Annotated in this window: 18 protein-coding genes; 15 read left to right on the top strand and 3 right to left on the bottom strand. The window is 61.4% G+C overall.

Going from position 1 to position 17,758, the window contains the following annotated elements:
• Window positions 1-202: 202 nt before the first annotated feature.
• The 3 genes from KGA89_RS16065 to ccoM all read left to right on the top strand — a co-directional run bounded on the left by KGA89_RS16065 (window position 203) and on the right by ccoM (window position 1,061).
• Window positions 203-544, top strand: a complete 342-nt coding sequence (locus KGA89_RS16065; protein WP_003198629.1) for a hypothetical protein — start codon at window positions 203-205, stop codon at window positions 542-544.
• Window positions 545-638: 94 nt separating this feature from the next.
• Complete coding sequence (locus tag KGA89_RS16070; protein WP_003198631.1) at window positions 639-800, top strand: hypothetical protein; 162 nt, start codon at window positions 639-641, stop codon at window positions 798-800.
• A gap of 144 nt (window positions 801-944) precedes the next feature.
• Complete coding sequence (gene ccoM / locus KGA89_RS30575) at window positions 945-1,061, top strand: cytochrome c oxidase subunit CcoM (RefSeq protein WP_014336959.1); 117 nt, start codon at window positions 945-947, stop codon at window positions 1,059-1,061.
• A gap of 254 nt (window positions 1,062-1,315) precedes the next feature.
• Here ccoM and KGA89_RS16075 read toward each other — a convergent pair whose 3' ends face one another.
• Both KGA89_RS16075 and KGA89_RS16080 read right to left on the bottom strand, forming a co-directional pair.
• Entirely contained in the window at window positions 1,316-2,791 is a 1,476-nt protein-coding gene (locus tag KGA89_RS16075; RefSeq protein WP_003198633.1) for an inorganic phosphate transporter, read from the bottom strand.
• 366 nt (window positions 2,792-3,157) lie between these two features.
• Window positions 3,158-3,358 carry a hypothetical protein gene (locus KGA89_RS16080; RefSeq protein ID WP_003198635.1) on the bottom strand — a complete coding sequence of 67 codons (201 nt, stop codon included), beginning with the start codon at window positions 3,356-3,358 and terminating at the stop codon, window positions 3,158-3,160.
• A gap of 578 nt (window positions 3,359-3,936) precedes the next feature.
• Here KGA89_RS16080 and pcaR point away from each other — a divergent pair.
• From pcaR to pcaC, 11 genes are all read left to right on the top strand, one after another.
• Window positions 3,937-4,779 (top strand): pca regulon transcriptional regulator PcaR, encoded by an 843-nt coding sequence (gene pcaR / locus KGA89_RS16085; protein ID WP_003184507.1) that lies wholly within the window; start codon window positions 3,937-3,939, stop codon window positions 4,777-4,779.
• A 140-nt stretch (window positions 4,780-4,919) separates the two neighbouring features.
• A complete protein-coding gene (locus KGA89_RS16090; protein WP_003198637.1) occupies window positions 4,920-6,266 on the top strand; it encodes an MFS transporter in 1,347 nt (448 codons plus the stop codon).
• A 247-nt stretch (window positions 6,267-6,513) separates the two neighbouring features.
• Window positions 6,514-7,374 carry a CoA transferase subunit A gene (locus KGA89_RS16095; protein ID WP_003198638.1) on the top strand — a complete coding sequence of 287 codons (861 nt, stop codon included), beginning with the start codon at window positions 6,514-6,516 and terminating at the stop codon, window positions 7,372-7,374.
• A complete protein-coding gene (locus KGA89_RS16100; RefSeq protein ID WP_003198639.1) occupies window positions 7,371-8,150 on the top strand; it encodes a CoA-transferase subunit beta in 780 nt (259 codons plus the stop codon). Before KGA89_RS16095 ends, KGA89_RS16100 begins: the two co-directional genes overlap by 4 nt.
• Window positions 8,147-9,352, top strand: coding sequence for a 3-oxoadipyl-CoA thiolase (pcaF, locus tag KGA89_RS16105; RefSeq protein WP_172681394.1), 1,206 nt, complete (start codon window positions 8,147-8,149; stop codon window positions 9,350-9,352). Before KGA89_RS16100 ends, pcaF begins: the two co-directional genes overlap by 4 nt.
• 37 nt (window positions 9,353-9,389) lie before the next feature.
• Window positions 9,390-10,094, top strand: a complete 705-nt coding sequence (gene pcaH, locus KGA89_RS16110) for a protocatechuate 3,4-dioxygenase subunit beta (RefSeq protein ID WP_003198643.1) — start codon at window positions 9,390-9,392, stop codon at window positions 10,092-10,094.
• Window position 10,095: 1 nt separating this feature from the next.
• Window positions 10,096-10,662, top strand: a complete 567-nt coding sequence (gene pcaG, locus KGA89_RS16115; RefSeq protein WP_013692452.1) for a protocatechuate 3,4-dioxygenase subunit alpha — start codon at window positions 10,096-10,098, stop codon at window positions 10,660-10,662.
• A 196-nt stretch (window positions 10,663-10,858) separates the two neighbouring features.
• Window positions 10,859-12,154, top strand: a complete 1,296-nt coding sequence (locus tag KGA89_RS16120) for an MFS family transporter (protein WP_003198647.1) — start codon at window positions 10,859-10,861, stop codon at window positions 12,152-12,154.
• A gap of 44 nt (window positions 12,155-12,198) precedes the next feature.
• Entirely contained in the window at window positions 12,199-13,563 is a 1,365-nt protein-coding gene (locus tag KGA89_RS16125; protein ID WP_013692453.1) for a 3-carboxy-cis,cis-muconate cycloisomerase, read from the top strand.
• 12 nt (window positions 13,564-13,575) lie between these two features.
• The gene (gene pcaD, locus KGA89_RS16130; RefSeq protein ID WP_013692454.1) at window positions 13,576-14,376 is read left to right on the top strand and encodes a 3-oxoadipate enol-lactonase; all 801 of its coding nucleotides are present in this window, start codon (window positions 13,576-13,578) and stop codon (window positions 14,374-14,376) included.
• Between the two features lie 10 nt (window positions 14,377-14,386).
• Complete coding sequence (gene pcaC, locus KGA89_RS16135) at window positions 14,387-14,779, top strand: 4-carboxymuconolactone decarboxylase (RefSeq protein ID WP_003198653.1); 393 nt, start codon at window positions 14,387-14,389, stop codon at window positions 14,777-14,779.
• A 224-nt stretch (window positions 14,780-15,003) separates the two neighbouring features.
• On the opposite strand, the gene KGA89_RS16140 is transcribed toward pcaC, so the two are convergent.
• Window positions 15,004-16,257, bottom strand: coding sequence for an OprD family porin (locus tag KGA89_RS16140; protein WP_223472030.1), 1,254 nt, complete (start codon window positions 16,255-16,257; stop codon window positions 15,004-15,006).
• A 1,018-nt stretch (window positions 16,258-17,275) separates the two neighbouring features.
• Here KGA89_RS16140 and KGA89_RS16145 point away from each other — a divergent pair.
• On the top strand, window positions 17,276-17,626 hold the full coding sequence (locus KGA89_RS16145) for a DUF6124 family protein (protein WP_223472031.1): 351 nt from the start codon (window positions 17,276-17,278) through the stop codon (window positions 17,624-17,626).
• Window positions 17,627-17,758: the final 132 nt, after the last annotated feature.

Below are 17,758 nucleotides of genomic sequence, written 5' to 3' on the forward strand. Positions count from 1 at the left end.
CGGTTATCTTAACGGAAGGATCCCTCAGACCAAAGGATTTACGTACGCTGATTAGTTACTGACGGCACGGAACTTAAGCTTGCCCAGCGATCAAACAAGCTCGGCCCTGGGGATCGCTGCAATGCCAACTGGGTCACAAGTTTCAGACCGGCGGTTCAAGCTGCCACTTTCCCAGCCGACAACCTGAAGACAGGAGACCTTTATGTTGCCACCCATGCTCCCTTTGAGCGCCGTACCCATCACCGCTCAACAGGATCCGGTTCGCCAGCGACCGGACATACCGCCCGTGGTCCCGGTGCAGCCAAGCTCCAACGAAAGCACCATCGACCTGCAAAACCGCGACCCGGAAGAGGCCGCGCTGCTGTTGCGCGAGGAACAGCGTCGCCGGCAGGAGCGCGACAAGCGCCACCGCGAGGCCAATGAAGACCCTGAAGAACATCTGGCCGTACCGGGGACCGAACTCAACGCCGACAACACCGTGCCGGTGGTGCCGCTGATAGACGAAGAGTCGCGCCAGGGCTTGTGGGTCGATATCCAGATCTGATCCAGGTGTTTGCCGACGTACGCAGGCTGGTCAACTCCGCCAACAGCCCGCATCATGGGCGCATCCGCAATTCACTGCACGATGCCCACACGCCATGAGCCAAGACGACAAGCTGATCGACCTCAGTGCCGAGCGCGCCAAGCGCGTTCACGACCTCAACGAAAAACGCCTCAATGAAGTCCGCCAGGCTTTCGAGCAGGCCATGCCGTTGGGCAAGCCCAAGAAAAAGTCGAAAAACAAACCGAAAAAGCGCTGAACCCCCTCGATCCATTGATGCAGATCAGTTATTTCCCCACCTTTTCGCCCCGTTGCGGGCGTTATTGACCCCAGTCAATTTTCATCCAGGCCTGATTGGTTAACTTGAACCCATCGCAACAGGGGCAAGACCAGGAGGCCAGTCATGTTTTTCGATAATGTGGTGTTTGCCGGGGTGTTGACGGTCGGCCTCATGGTCGTGTTTTTCGCAGGCTTTGGATTATTCATCTGGAAAGACGCGCACAAGCGGAAAAAACCGTAGGTCTTTCCGGCTATAACGAGCACGCAAGGCATTTTGGGCGACTTCGGTCGCCCTTTTTTTTGTTCGTGATTCTCCAGCCAGATACCCAATCAACTGTGGGAGCGAGCTTGCTCGCGATAGTGGTATGTCTGTAGATACATGTGTTGACTGACCCACCGCCATCGTGAGCAAGCCCGCTCCCACAGGTGTCTGGCGTCAGGGCATAAAAAAAGGTGCGAACCGCAAGGATCGCACCTTTTTTTGAGTCGCTGGAATCAGCTACCCAGAGCCTTGGACGCCAGCCAGAACAGCCCGGCCGACAGCGCCACCGTGGCTGGCAGGGTCAGCACCCAGGCCAGCAGGATGTTGCGCACGGTGCCACCTTGCAGGCCGCTCTTGTTCGCGACCATGGTACCGGCCACGCCCGAGGACAGTACGTGGGTGGTGGAAACCGGCAGGCTGAAGATGTTCGCCATGCCGATCATGCACGCGGTGGTGATCTGCGCCGACATGCCCTGGGCGTAGGTCATGCCTTGCTTGCCGATCTTCTCGCCGATGGTCAGTACCACACGCTTCCAGCCGACCATGGTGCCCAGGCCCAGTGCCAGGGCGACCGCCAGGATCACCCAGAACGGGGCGTACTCGGTGGTGCCGGTCAGGTCCTTGCGCAGCTTGTTCAGGTCGTCTTTCTCACGGGCGGCCAGGCCTGGCAGCTTGCCGACCTTCTTCGCCGTGTCGTCCAGGCAGAGCAGGTAGCGACGCACTTCGATACGGCTTTCCGACGGCAGCGAATGGTAGTCGGCGACGCCCTTGAGGGTGTTGAGCAGGGCATCGATGGTGGGTTCGGTCTGCTGCGGGTTGCACCGGAATTTTTCCGGCAGATCGCCTTCCACGCTCTTGCCCAGTGCCAGGAATTCACCCAGGGATTCGCTGTTGCGCTGGTAGAACTGGCTCAGGTGCAGGGTCGCGTCGCGGGTCCGCTCGATCTGATACGTGGTGCTGCTCAGGTCGAGTACGAACTGCGAAGGCACGATACCGATCAGTACCAGCATGATCAGGCCGATGCCTTTCTGGCCATCGTTGGAGCCGTGGACAAAGCTGACGGCCATGGCCGAGATCACCAGTACCAGGCGGTTCCAGAACGGCGGGTGCTTCTTGTCGTCGATCTGGCGGCGCTGTTCCGGTGTCTTGTGCATCTTCGACAGCGGACGCCACCATTTCAGGCCGATCAGCACCAGGGCAGCGATCAGGAAACCGGCCATGGGCGAGAACACCAGGGAGGCGCCGATATCGATCGCCTTCTGCCAGTTCACTCCGTCGGCCAACGGGATATCGTTGATCAACGCGTTGGCCAGGCCCACGCCGAGGATCGAGCCGATCAACGTGTGGGAACTGGACGCCGGGATACCGAAGTACCAGGTGCCCAGGTTCCAGGTAATGGCCGCTGCGAGCAGCGAAAACACCATGGCCAGTCCATGTCCGGTGTTCACATTGATCAGCAGCTCTACGGGCAGCAAGTGAACGATGGCGTACGCCACCCCCACACCGCCCAGCAGCACACCGAGGAAATTGAACACACCGGAAAAGAACACCGCCAGATGAGGCGGCATGGCTTTGGTGTAGATAACAGTGGCAACCGCGTTAGCGGTGTCATGAAAGCCGTTGATGAACTCGAAGGCGAGGACAAAAGCCAGGGCGAGCAAGAGGCTCACAAGCACCCAAGCATCCAGTCCGCTGAATAAATCGATCATGAAGGTTTTCTGACCCGGTCATAAGGGGGCGCGATTATGCCAGAAAACCATGGCAATCGATGCATTGCCTGCTCGTCGGCAACATTCTTCAACGAAATAATTTGCAGGAATGCCTCTGGCGCGAGGTTTTCCGTGGGGCGCGTAACCCTTTGATTCAGGGGCGCAAAGCGTCCCGGAACCTGATCGTCGCCCGCTGTAGAGCACTTCGAGCGGTTGTATGAAATATCTGAAAAGATGGTCGGCCATGAGCCTTCCCCGGCCGTCGGACGGGAGCGGATGGCGGCCCGCTCATGGCGGGCGTGCGCTGTGGTTTCCGGCCTGGGTAGTGGCCGGAGACCTCCTCACAAGAACATCAGGCCCTGAGCGTCACTGCTCTTCGGCTTTGAGTTCTTTTTCCATTTTCTGGAGTTCCTGGGTGAAGGCCTGGTCCTGAACGGTGGCGCGCTTACGCCAGGGTTTGCGTTCCGGTTCAGGCTGCGCGGCGTAGGTGGTGATTTCCCCGCCGTAAACTTCCTTGTAACGTTGTTCCTGGCGCTCAAGTTCCGCGCGCAGTTCGTCTTTCGTCACAGTTGTACCTAATTAATTGAAATTGAATCTGGTGATACGCACTGCATGTAGACATGCAGACGGCCACGGCACCAGAGCTGACAGCTGACGTAGCATCAGGGCTTCGTGTTGTTGCCAATACAGGGGAAGCGACCCTAAAGGTGCTTCGGGCGCCAGGGTATTAACCAAGGTGCCTGCGTACGGGAGCGGTCGATTGGCCGTACCGTCGCTGAATTGCATTATAGCGGTCCAGCTGAATAACACTATCGGGAAATATTTAAAGGGGCCTGTTGTTGTGTGAAACGATGTTTGTATGTGCAAACTTGTGTCAATCAGGTTTCAGAAGATGCTTGCTAGTGCCGATGTCCTGATGCCATTCAAGGCGACAAGTTCAATATCGCCCACGCCCTCACGTCAAATCGCTTGTTGCTCTCGCTCAACTTGTTATCGAGCGTTCGACGGCTGGCGAACTCATGACACCGGGCAGGATTGCGATTATCGGTTGCCGGTTCGATAATCGAACGCTGTTGGCGGTCCGACCCTTGTCTGTCCGTCGGACAGCCGCTTGTAATAGCCGTCATTCCCGGGGAAGACCAGACATGAACGACCAATTGCGCAATGCTTTCACTTCAGTCGCGCCACCGATCGTCGCCTCGCCGGCCAAGCGGATCCAGGCCCTGACTGGCGATCCTGATTTCATGACGTCCCTGGCCCGCGGATTGGCCGTGGTCCAGGCCTTCCAGGAACGCAAGCGGCACCTGACCATCGCCCAGATCAGCCATCGCACGGAAATCCCTCGCGCCGCCGTCAGACGTTGCCTGCATACCTTGATCAAGCTTGGCTACGCCACCACGGACGGGCGCACTTATTCGCTGCTGCCCAAAGTGCTGACCCTGGGGCACGCCTATCTGTCCTCGACACCCCTGGCCGTTTCTGCCCAGCCGTACCTGGACCGCATGAGCGAGCAACTGCACGAAGCCTGCAACATGGCGACGCTCGAAGGCGACGACATCCTCTATATCGCTCGATCAGCCACCACCCAGCGCCTGATTTCGGTCGATCTGTCGGTCGGAGGGCGTCTGCCAGCCTATTGCACTTCGATGGGCAGGATTCTCCTGGCGGCCCTGGATGATGCTTCGTTGCGCGACTACCTGGACCATGCCGACCTGCAAGCCAAGACCAGCCGCACCTTGCACACCCCCGAGGCGTTGCTTGAATGCCTGCAACAGGTGCGGCAGCAGGGCTGGTGTATCGTCGACCAGGAACTGGAACAGGGCCTGCGTTCGATTGCCGTGCCGGTGTATGACGCTTCCGGTCAAGTGGTGGCCGCGCTCAACGTCAGTACCCATGCCGGGCGGGTCAGCCGCAATGAGCTGGAACAGCGTTTCCTGCCAGGCCTGCTGGGGGCCAGCCGCGACTTGAGCGCGCAGCTGTTCACTTAAGCTGTTCGATAAACGCACACAGTCGGCGGCGATGAATTGACGGTATTTGCCTGCCCTCATTAATGTCGCGCAGCGTCATCCGGCGTGTTTCGCCGGTCCCTGATCGTTCGCCTGCGTTTATCGCGTGGAATAAAAATAAAATGAATCAGCCCCAGACCTCCGTAGGCAACTGCCTCGATGTGCAGTCCTTCATCAATGCCCAACCCATTTCGCGCTACCAGTGGCGGGTGGTGATTCTTTGTTTCCTGATTGTTTTCCTCGACGGCCTCGATACAGCGGCCATGGGCTTCATCGCCCCGGCGCTGTCCCAGGACTGGGGTATCGATCGCGCCAGCCTTGGCCCGGTGATGAGCGCCGCGCTGATCGGCATGGTGTTTGGCGCATTGGGTTCAGGGCCGCTGGCTGATCGCTTCGGACGAAAAGTCGTACTGGTGGGCGCGGTCCTGCTGTTCGGCGCGTTCAGCCTGGCGTCGGCCTACAGCACCAACGTCGATCAATTGCTGGTACTGCGTTTCCTGACCGGTCTGGGATTGGGCGCCGGGATGCCGAACGCCACCACCTTGCTCTCGGAATACACCCCGGAACGCAAGAAATCCCTGTTGGTGACCAGCATGTTCTGCGGCTTCAACCTGGGCATGGCCGGCGGCGGGTTCATCTCCGCCAAGCTGATACCGGCGTTCGGTTGGCACAGCCTGCTGCTGATTGGCGGGATCCTGCCGTTGATCCTGGCGGTCGTGTTGCTGTTCTGGCTGCCAGAGTCGGCGCGTTATCTGGTGGTGCGCAATCGCGGCACCGACAAGGTGCGCAAGACCCTGGCGCCGATCGAACCGAACACGGTGGCCCAAGCGGCGAGTTTCAGTGTGCCGGAACAGAAAACCGTGAAAGCCCGCAACGTGCTGGCGGTGATCTTCTCTGGCACCTACAGCGCTGGCACCTTGCTGCTGTGGCTGACCTATTTCATGGGCCTGGTGATCGTCTACCTGTTGACCAGTTGGCTGCCGACCCTGATGCGCGACAGCGGCGCGAGCATGGAGCAGGCAGCGTTTATCGGTGCGCTGTTCCAATTCGGCGGCGTGTTGAGCGCCGTCGGGGTGGGTTGGGCGATGGACCGGTTCAATCCGCACAAGGTCATCGGCATTTTCTACCTGATGGCCGGGTTGTTTGCCTACGCAGTGGGGCAGAGCCTGGGCAACATCACTTTGCTCGCCACCCTGGTGCTGGTGGCCGGCATGTGCGTCAACGGTGCGCAATCGGCGATGCCTTCCCTGGCCGCGCGTTTCTACCCGACCCAGGGTAGGGCCACCGGTGTCTCGTGGATGCTGGGCATCGGTCGTTTCGGCGCGATCCTCGGCGCCTGGATGGGCGCGACCCTGTTGGGCCTGGGCTGGAACTTCGAACAAGTCCTGACCGCCCTGGTGATCCCGGCGGCCCTGGCGACCACGGCGGTGGTGATCAAGGGCATGGTCAGCCATGCGGATGCGACCTGAGCCCACGACATAACCCCTGTGGAAGACAAATCTGAGGGCATGCAGGCTCCCACAGGGTCTGCTTCCACAGGGGCTCCGTGTGCTTGGCGAATATAGATAGCCAAACAACAATCTGTTCGATAAACGAACACTCAGTCGATTATCGGATTGTTTGGCTTTTCCCCCAGGCTTAATCTTCAGTCACTCCGGCGCTTAACCTCGCGCCTTTTTCTTCATGTCGGTCTACTGGAACACGGGAGCCTGCCCCATGGCTGAAATCCTTTCGCTGCACGACGCGGTGAAGCAATTCGTCAACGACGGCGATACCGTCGCGCTCGAAGGCTTCACTCACCTGATCCCTACGGCGGCGGGTCATGAAATCATTCGCCAGGGAAAGAAAGACCTGACCCTGGTGCGCATGACACCTGACCTGATCTATGACCAGTTGATCGGCGCCGGTTGTGCTCGCAAGTTGATTTTCTCCTGGGGCGGCAACCCTGGCGTCGGGTCGTTGCACCGCTTGCGCGATGCCGTGGAGAAGCAGTGGCCACACCCGCTGGAGATCGAGGAACACAGCCACGCCGACCTGGCCAACGCCTACGTCGCCGGCGCCTCTGGCCTGCCGTTCGCGGTGCTGCGGGCCTACGCCGGTTCCGACCTGCCGAAGGTCAACCCACTGATCAAGAGCGTGACCTGTCCCTTCACCGGTGAAGTATTGGCCGCTGTACCTTCGGTGCGCCCGGACATCACGGTGATCCACGCCCAGAAAGCCGACCGCAAGGGCAACGTGCTGCTGTGGGGCATTCTCGGCGTGCAGAAAGAAGCGGCCCTGGCCGCCAAGCGTTGCATCGTCACCGTGGAAGAAATCGTCGACGACCTGAACGCGCCGATGAACGCTTGCGTACTGCCGACCTGGGCATTGAGCGCCGTGTGCCTCGTGCCGGGTGGTGCCCATCCGTCCTACGCCCACGGCTACACCGAGCGTGACAACCGTTTCTACCAGGCGTGGGATCCGATCGCCCGGGACCGTGAGACCTTTACCGCATGGATCAACGAATACATCCATGGCACTAAAGACTTCAGTGAATTCCAGGCCAGACTGGCAGCCGCTTCGCAGGTGAAACCATGACTTACTCCACCAACGAAATGATGACCGTCGCCGCGGCGCGTCGCTTGAAGAACAATGCCGTGTGCTTCGTTGGCATCGGCCTGCCGTCGAAAGCGGCCAACCTGGCGCGGCTGACGTCGTCGCCGGACGTCGTGCTGATCTACGAATCCGGCCCGATCGGTGCCAAGCCCAGCGTACTGCCGCTGTCCATCGGCGACGGTGAGCTGGCGGAAACCGCCGATACCGTCGTACCGACCGGTGAGATTTTTCGCTACTGGCTGCAGGGCGGGCGCATTGACGTCGGTTTCCTCGGCGCAGCCCAGGTCGACCGTTTCGGCAACATCAACACAACGGTGGTGGGCGACTACCATCAGCCGAAAGTCCGCCTGCCGGGTGCCGGTGGCGCACCGGAAATCGCCGGTTCGGCCAAGAGCGTGTTGATCATCCTCAAGCAGTCGGCTCGCTCGTTTGTCGACAAGCTGGATTTCATCACTTCGGTCGGCCATGGTGAAGGCGGCGATTCGCGCAAACGTCTGGGCCTGCCCGGCGCCGGTCCCGTGGGCATCATCACCGACCTGTGCATCATGGAACCGGAAGCCGACACCCATGAGTTCGTGGTCACTGCGCTGCACCCCGGCGTGACCCGCGAGCAAGTCATTGCGGCCACCGGGTGGGCGATCCGTTTCGCCGACCAGGTGCAAACCACCGCCGAGCCGACCGAGCTGGAGCTGAGCGCACTGCGCGACCTGGAAGCTCGTACTGCGGCGGCCCACGGTCAGACACCGGGAGAAGCCTGATGCGCGACGTTTATATCTGTGATGCGATTCGAACCCCCATCGGTCGGTTTGGCGGCGGTTTGTCCGCCGTGCGCGCCGACGACCTGGCGGCCGTGCCGATCAAGGCGCTGATGGAGCGCAACCCATCGGTGGACTGGAGCGCAGTGGACGAAGTGTTTCTCGGCTGCGCCAACCAGGCCGGCGAAGACAACCGCAACGTGGCGCGCATGGCGCTGTTGCTGGCGGGCCTGCCGGAAAGCATTCCCGGCGTGACCCTCAACCGCCTTTGCGCCTCGGGCATGGACGCCATCGGTACGGCGTTCCGTGCCATCGCCAGTGGTGAGATGGAGCTGGCCATCGCCGGTGGGGTGGAGTCAATGTCCCGTGCGCCGTTTGTGATGGGCAAGGCCGACGCGGCGTTTTCCCGCAACATGAAGCTGGAAGACACGACCATCGGCTGGCGTTTCATCAACCCATTGATGAAAGCCCAGTACGGTGTGGACGCGATGCCGCAGACCGCTGATAACGTGGCTGATGACTACGCCGTGTCCCGCGCCGACCAGGACGCTTTCGCCTTGCGCAGCCAACAGCGCACGGCAGCGGCCCAGGCGGCAGGTTTTTTCGCCGAAGAAATCGTTCCGGTGCGTATCACCCACAAGAAAGGTGAAACCGTGGTCGAGCAGGATGAGCATCCTCGCGCCGATACCACGCTGGAAACCTTGAGCAAACTCAAACCGGTCAATGGTCCCGACAAAACCGTCACTGCCGGCAACGCCTCGGGTGTCAACGATGGCGCGGCTGCACTGATCCTGGCGTCGGCCGAAGCGGTAAAAAAACACGGCCTGACGCCGCGCGGCAAAGTGCTGGGCATGGCCAGTGCCGGCGTGGCGCCGCGGGTGATGGGCGTCGGGCCGGTGCCGGCGGTGCGCAAGCTCATTGAGCGCCTGGGCCTGGCGGTTGCGGATTTCGATGTGATCGAACTCAACGAAGCTTTTGCCAGCCAGGGCCTGGCGGTGTTGCGCGATTTGGGGCTGGCGGACGATGCGCCCCAGGTCAACCCGAACGGCGGAGCCATCGCCCTCGGCCATCCCCTGGGCATGAGCGGGGCGCGCTTGGTGATGACGGCGCTGCACCACTTGGAAAAGACCGGCGGCAAGAAAGGCTTGGCGACCATGTGCGTCGGCGTCGGCCAAGGGCTGGCGCTGGCGATCGAACGCGTCTGACGCGTCGTTCTACTAATAAGAATCCGAGGAACGCTGCATGACTGACAAGCCTGGTTATCGTCGCCCCCAAGCGGGCACCCAGCCGGAGTATCTGCACCCGCCGTACCAGTCCACCAACCTGCGCTCGCCGTCCAAGCCGTTGGTGTTCCTGCCTCATTCGCTGTCGGAAATTACCGGCCCGACTGTCGGTGCCGACCGCGTGCAAGAGAAGGACCACGACCTGACCGCCCAGCATGCCGGCGAGCCGCTGGGGGAGCGGATCATCATTCACGGGCGCGTGCTGGACGAGCATGGCCAGCCGGTGCCGGGCATCCTGGTGGAGATCTGGCAGGCCAACGCCGCCGGTCGCTACAACCATGACCGCGACAACCATGACGCGCCACTGGACCCGAATTTCACCGGCACCGGTCGCACCGTCACCGACGCCGACGGTTGGTATCAGTTCCAGACCATCAAGCCTGGCGCCTATCCGTGGGGCAACCATCACAATGCCTGGCGCCCGGCGCACATCCATTTCTCACTGTTCGGGCCGAGCATTCTGACGCGCCTGGTGACGCAGATGTATTTTCCGGGCGACCCGTTGCTGGAATACGACCCGATCTACAACTGCGTGCCGGACACCCGCGCCAAGGAACGCTTGATCGCCAGTTTCGACCTGGAAAAAACCGTCCCTCACTACGCCCTCGGTTACCGCTGGGACATCGTCTTGCGCGGCCGCGATGCCACGCCGATGGAGAAATAAGATGACGCTCACCGCCACCACGTCCCACACCGTTGGCCCTTACTACCACATCGGCCTGACCTGGCTGAACCGCGAAGACCTGACCGTCGCACAAACCCTCGGTCAGCGCGTGGCGATCACCGGGCAGGTGGTCGACGGCAATGGCCAGTTCGTCAACGACGCGATGCTGGAAGTCTGGCAGGCCAACGCTGCCGGTAAATACGCCCACCCGGAAGACGACCAGGACAAACCCCTGGACCCGCACTTCGAAGGCTTTGGCCGGGTGCCGGTGGATGCCGAAGGGCGCTTCCGATTCACCACCATCAAGCCGGGCACTGTGCCAGGGTTGAACGGTACGACCCAGGCACCGCATCTGGTGGTGCTGGTGTTCGCTCGCGGGCTGGTCAAGCATTTGCTGACGCGTATCTATTTCGACGGCGAACAGGCCAACGAAACCGACCCGCTGCTGGCCTGCGTACCCGAGGAGCGTCGCGCCACGATCGTGAGCAAGCCCGATGCGTCGGGTGTGTATCAATGGAACGTGATCCTGCAGGGCACGGATGCCGAGACGGTGTTCTTCGATTACTGAGTGAGTCAACACTGGCGCCATCGCGGGCAAGCCTTGCTCCCACAGGGGTACACGACATGCGATGGGCAATGGCAACAACCTCTGTGGGAGCAAGGCTTGCCCGCGATAGCGTCAGTCCAGGCAATGCAATACTGTGGAACGGGACTGTTACTAAGTGTGTCTAGACTTTGTTAAGTCCCCAACGAGCGAGTAACCCATGACCACCCCAACCAGCCACTACACCGGTGAAGAACGCAGCAAGCGCATCTTCGCCATCGTCGGTGCCTCATCCGGCAACCTGGTCGAATGGTTCGACTTCTACGTCTACGCGTTCTGCGCGATTTATTTCGCGCCGGCGTTCTTCCCCTCGGACAACCCTACGGTGCAACTGGTCAACACGGCCGGTGTGTTCGCCGCCGGTTTCCTGATGCGGCCTATCGGCGGTTGGATTTTCGGCCGGGTGGCGGACCGTCACGGGCGCAAGAACTCGATGATGATCTCGGTGCTGATGATGTGCTTCGGCTCGTTGCTCATCGCCTGCCTGCCCACTTACAAGGACATCGGCGTCTGGGCGCCGCTGTTGCTGTTGTTCGCGCGTTTGCTGCAGGGGCTGTCGGTGGGTGGCGAATACGGCACCACCGCCACCTACATGAGCGAAGTCGCCCTCAAGGGCCAACGCGGCTTTTTCGCCTCGTTCCAATACGTGACGCTGATCGGCGGGCAATTGCTGGCGGTGTCGCTGGTGGTGATCCTGCAACAGTTCCTCAGCGAAGACGAGCTGCGTGCCTATGGCTGGCGGATTCCATTCGTGGTGGGCGCCGTGGCTGCGTTGATTTCCCTGTTCCTGCGGCGCTCCCTGAAGGAAACCAGCAGCAAGGAAATGCGCGAGAACAAGGACGCCGGCAGCATTATGGCGTTGTTTCGCAATCACAAGGCCGCGTTCATCACCGTGCTGGGCTACACCGCCGGTGGTTCGCTGATTTTCTACACCTTCACCACTTACATGCAGAAATACCTGGTGAACACCGCCGGCCTGCACGCCAAGACCGCCAGCTACATCATGACCGGTGCGCTGTTCCTCTATATGTGCATGCAGCCGTTGTTCGGCATGCTGGCGGACAAGATTGGCCGGCGTAATTCCATGCTCTGGTTCGGAGCCCTGGGGGCGTTGTGCACGGTGCCGATCCTGCTGACCCTCAAAAGCATCAGCAGCCCGTTCCTGGCGTTTGTCCTGATTACGTTGGCGCTGGCGATTGTCAGTTTCTACACCTCCATCAGTGGCCTGGTGAAAGCGGAAATGTTTCCACCTGAAGTGCGGGCGCTGGGAGTAGGGTTGGCTTACGCGGTGGCCAATGCGATTTTTGGCGGCTCGGCGGAGTACGTTGCCTTGAGCCTGAAGGCCCAGGGCATGGAGAACACTTTTTACTGGTATGTCACGGTGATGATGGTGGTGGCGTTCCTGTTCAGCCTGCGCCTGCCCAAGCAGCCGGCGTATTTGCACCACGACCTTTGACCCAACCGCGCCGGCCGTGAGGCCGGCGCACCCAAGGACTGTTTATGAGCGAACGACCGGGCAATCAGCTGTTCGATGCCTACTTCACGGCTCGCGACATGCGCGAGGTGTTCTGCGATGCGGGGCGGGTCCAGGCCATGCTGGATGTCGAGGCCGCGCTGGCCCGGGCCGAGGCGCGGGTAGGGTTGATCCCCCAGGATGCGGTGGCGCCGATCGAGAACGCCTGCCGTGCCCAGTTGTACGATTTTTCGGCATTGAGCGAAGCGATTGCCAGTGCCGGCAATTCGGCGATCCCGTTGGTCAAGGCATTGGGCAAGCGCATCGCCACCGAGAGCGCCGAGGCCGAGCGCTATGTGCACCTGGGCGCGACCAGCCAGGACGTGATGGACAGCGGGCTGGTGCTGCAACTGCGCCAGGCGTTGGGCTTGATCGAGGCGGAGCTGGCGCAACTGGCCGGCACCCTGGCCCGCCAAGCCGAACGCTACGCCGCCACGCCGCTGGCCGGGCGCACCTGGTTGCAGCATGCGACGCCGGTGACCCTGGGGATGAAAATCGCCGGTTGGCTGGGGGCGATCACCCGCAGTCGCCAACGTTTGAAAGAACTCAAGCCGCGCTTGCTGGTACTGCAATTCGGCGGCGCCTCCGGAACGCTCGCCGCGTTGGGTGAGCAGGCGCTGCCTGTCGCCGAAGCCCTGGCTGCCGAGTTGCAACTGAACCTGCCGGAACAGCCGTGGCACACCCAGCGCGATCGCCTGGTGGAGTTCGGCGCGGTGCTGGGTTTGATCGCCGGTAGCCTGGGCAAGCTGGGCCGCGACATCAGCCTGTTGATGCAGACCGAAGCCGGCGAAGCGTTCGAGCCGTCGGCGCCGGGCAAGGGCGGTTCGTCGACCATGCCGCACAAACGCAACCCGGTGGGCGCGGCAGTGCTGATCGGCGCAGCGACGCGAGTACCTGGCTTGTTGTCGACGCTGTTCAGCGCCATGCCCCAGGAACACGAGCGCAGCCTGGGCCTGTGGCACGCCGAATGGGAAACCCTGCCGGAGATCTGCTGCCTGGTGTCCGGTGCCTTGCAACAGGCGCGGCTGCTGGCCGAAGGGCTGGAAGTGGACGCGGCGCGCATGGCCCGCAACCTGGAACTGACCCAGGGATTGGTGCTGGCCGAAGCGGTGAGCATCGTCCTGGCCCAGCGTGTGGGGCGCGACACGGCGCACCATCTGCTGGAGCAATGTTGCAAGCGCGCCGTGGCCGAGCAACGGCATTTGCGTGATGTGCTGGGGGATGAACCCCAGGTCACTGCGCAGCTATCCGCGACCGAGCTTGATCATCTGCTCAACCCGGCGCACTACCTCGGACAAGCCCAGACCTGGGTCGCCCGGGCCGTGGCCGAACACCTTTTCTTGAACGCCTGAAAGGAGATTGTTGTGGGATTCGTCAAACTCGCCGAGGGCGATCTGAACTATCGTTTTGATGGGCCGCAAGACGCCCCGGTGTTGGTGCTCTCCAATTCCCTGGGCACCGATCTGCACATGTGGGACGAGCAGGTTGCGGCCTTCAGCGAACACTTTCGCGTGCTGCGCTTCGACACGCGCGGACATGGCCAGTCGCTGGTGACCGAAGGCCCCTACAGCATCGAACAACTGGGCCGCGATGTGCTGGCGATGCTTGATCAGTTGAACCTCGACAAGGTGCATTTCTGTGGCTTGTCCATGGGCGGGTTGATCGGCCAGTGGCTGGGGATCAATGCCGGCGAGCGTCTGCACAAACTGGTGGTGTGCAACACCGCGGCCAAGATCGGCGATCCGTCGGGGTGGAACCCGCGCATCGAAACCGTGCTGCGTGACGGCAAGGCGGCGATGGTGGCGTTGCGCGATGCCTCGATTGCCCGTTGGTTTACCCCTGACTTTGCCGAGGCCCAGCCTGCGACGGCAAAAAAAATCACCGACATGCTCGCCGCCACTTCGCCCCAGGGCTATGCGGCCAACTGTGCGGCGGTGCGTGATGCCGATTTCCGCGAGCAGTTGTCGTCGATTCGCGTCCCGTTGCTGGTGATCGCCGGCACCGAAGATGCCGTGACGCCGCCGTCGGGTGGGCACTTCATCCAGGAGCGGGTCCGTGGGGCCGAGTACGCCGAGTTCTACGCCGCGCACCTGTCCAACGTCCAGGCCGGTGCCGCGTTCAGCGCGCGGGTGTTGGATTTCCTGCTCGATTCTGGCCGTGCCTGAGGAGTTTTTTGTGGACGAGAAACAACGTTACGACGAAGGCATGCAAGTACGCCGCGCGGTCCTGGGCGATGCCCACGTCGATCGCAGCCTCAGTGCCCTGACCGAGTTCAACAGCGAATTCCAGGAGATGATCACCCGCCACGCCTGGGGTGATATCTGGACCCGCCCGGGCCTGCCGCGCCACACCCGCAGCCTGATTACCATTGCCATGCTGATCGGCATGAACCGCAACGAAGAACTCAAGCTGCACCTGCGCGCCGCCGCCAACAACGGCGTGAGCCGCAGCGAGATCAAGGAAGTGATCATGCAGAGCGCCATCTACTGCGGCATCCCGGCGGCCAACGCGACCTTCCACCTGGCCGAATCCGTCTGGGATGAACTGGGCGTCGAATCGCGGGTTTGAGAACCACCGCCGATCCCTGTGGGAGTCAATACTGTGGGAGCAAAGCTTGCTCGCGATGCAATGCCACACTCACCAGAAATGCCACAGACCCACCGCTATCGCGAGCAAGCTTTGCTCCCACACGGGATCTTCAGTGAGCACTGATTTTGTGCTCGGCACCGATTCCTTGTGGGAGCGAGCCTGCTCGCGATGACGGTGGTACTGCCTCCCTCCATGTTGGGTTTTTACAGCAGGCTGATCGGATAGCTGATGATCAACCTGTTCTCATCGAACTCATTGGTGCTGTAATCCCGACGCATCGTCGAGTTGCGCCACTTCACATTGAGGCTCTTCAGCGCGCCGCTCTGCACGGTATAGGCCAGCTCACTTTCACGGCCCCATTCCTTGCCGTCATCAACGGTGGCGGTGTGCACGTTGTCACCGCTGATGTAGCGGTTCATCAGGGTCAGGCCCGGCACGCCGACAGCGGCGAAGTTGAAGTCGTGGCGCACTTGCCAGGATTTTTCCTTGGCGTTGTCGTAGCTGGAGTTGTAGCTGTCGTTGGCCAGGGTGCCGCCGCTGGTGCCGTTGACGCGCATCCAGGCATCATCGCCGCCGACTTTCTGCAGGCCGACGTAGAAAGTGTTGCCGCCGTATTTGGCCGAAAGCATGGCGAACGCGGTTTTGTTGTCCAGGTCGCCGGCCAGGGCGCTGCCGTCTTCCTTGCCGATGAAGTAGCCGAGGTTGGCGCCCAGGGTCCAGTCGCCGATGGGCTGGCTGTGGGTCAGGTTGAAATATTGTTGCTGGTAGATGTCGGACAGTTCCGAGTACCAGACGCCGACCTGGGTGCGTTTTTCGTTGAAGGCGTATTCACCGCCGCCGAAGTTGAAACGGTCGGAGGTGAACGCACCGCGGCCGTTCATCGACATGTCTTCCATGCTCGCGTCGTTGCGCGGGCTGTTGGCGCGGAACTGGCCGCCGTAGAGAGTCAGGCCGCTGATTTCGGTGGAGGTCACTTGGCCGCCACGGAAGGTTTGCGGCAGGGAACGGCCATCGTCGGAACGCAGGATCGGCAGTACCGGCATCCACTCACCGACTTTCAGTTCGGTCTTCGACACCTTGGCCTTGAGGGCGACACCCAGGCGACCGAAGTCATCGGCGGGGCGCCCGTCATCATGCACCGGCAGCAGTTGCGTACCGGCCGTGCCACGACCGCCGTCGAGCTTGACCGAGTACAGGCCCAGCACGTCCACGCCGAAACCGACCACGCCCTGGGTGAAGCCGGACTTGGCGTCGAGAATGAAACTCTGGGTCCATTCCTCGGCTTTGCCTTGGGCATTGTTCGAGTTGGTGAAGTTGCGGTTGATGTAGAAGTTGCGCAGATTGAGGTTGACCTTGGCATCCTCGACAAACCCCGACTCCGCGGCCAGGACGGGCAGGGCGGCGCTGGTCAGGGCGACGGCGATGAGGCTGGGGAAAAGGTGCTGTGTGGGCTTCATGGGCGTTGTCTCTATTTTTTATGGACGAAGCGAGTTGTTGCCGCACGTTTGAGGCGCAGGCGCTAAGGGTGGAGCCAGGGGCATCAGGGCGATCGGGGATCAGCCGGGTGAGGCGGGGCGTAGGGGCATGGCGTCGAACCTGTTGTTATTGGTTTTGTGCGAGCGATGGTGAAGGGCGGCCCGGGATCGGTTCAATTGCCGTTTGCGGGTTTTGGGCGATTATCGAACGGCAAAACAACTGATTGGATGGACGCATTCCACTGTGGGAGCGAGCTTGCTCGCGATGGCGGCCTAACAGACGACCGGGTTCTGGCAGCTGTACTTCGACCCAACTGTGGGAGCGACCTGCTCGCGAAAGCGGCCTGACAACCGACCTAGCTCTGGCGGCTGTACTTCAATCCAAGTGTGGGAGCGAGCTTGCTCGCGAAGGCGGTATCACAGTCGGTGGAGATGTTGAATTTGCCGGCCTCTTCGCGAGCAAGCCCGCTCCCACAGGAGGAACGCGGTCCCACCAAGAACCAGGTCGGCTACCAGGCCGCCTCGTGGTGGACGTTGATCTCGGGCGCCCCGTTAACCACGATGGCCCTTCGCGGCGGCCCACGGAGCAATGCCTTCGTTCAGGCATGCCGAGCCTAGGCGAGGCACCGAGTGGTGGGGCAGGAGCGTTTTGTTTACTTTTGACTGGGCCGGCTTCCGGGCTTCTCAAAAGTGAGCCGCCGTCAGGGCGGAACCCTAAGCCGCCGTGACCGCAGCAATGGATATGTACCCGATCAACAGAATCTTGGCCAGCCGTAAGGCCGCCATCGCGGGCAAGCCTTGCTCCCACAGGATTTGTGGCCGGTCTGACAGACGCGGCGACTTTTCCGACGAGGTTTTAAGGTTGCTGCTCGGAAGCGGTATCTCTAGCTTGTTCGTGTCGCTGCCCATTCAGCGACCGGGACTGCAAGCCCGCCGAATTCGTTAGGCGCCAGCGCCCGGACCTAATGTCTCGGGCTCCAATTGATGCAGGAGCGCCGTTATGAAAAAACATCATCCTTCTTCGCCATCAGAGAGCACCTTCCCCTACAACGACCCCGATCCAGAAAAGCTCCAAGAGGCCGCAGACCGAGCACTCGATTACCATCTGGGCACCCACCCTGATCCCAAGCCAAAAACCTCAACTCAAGTTTTCACCGTCATCGATACCCTCGACACCGAATGTCTACTGGCGAACCTCAGCGAAACCCTGGCCTCAGCCAGTGCCATGGTCAACGACCTGGCGTTCGATCTGGAAGGCTCGCGGCGGCATGTCGCGCTCGGCGTGGCGCAGATGATTGACTTGAGTGAGTTGTTGGCCAATCGAGCGCTGGATCTCATCGACCCGCGTTAACCAAGTGTGGCGAGGGGATTTAGCGAAGCGTCGCATCGCCCCGCTGGGCTGTGGGAGCAAAGCTTGCTCGCGAAACAGGCGCCTCGGCTCCTGAAAGCCCGCATCGCCTTCATCGCGGGCAAGCCTTGCTCC

Source organism: Pseudomonas sp. A-RE-22, from assembly GCF_019956035.1.
Classification (GTDB): Bacteria; Pseudomonadota; Gammaproteobacteria; order Pseudomonadales; family Pseudomonadaceae; genus Aquipseudomonas; species Aquipseudomonas brassicacearum.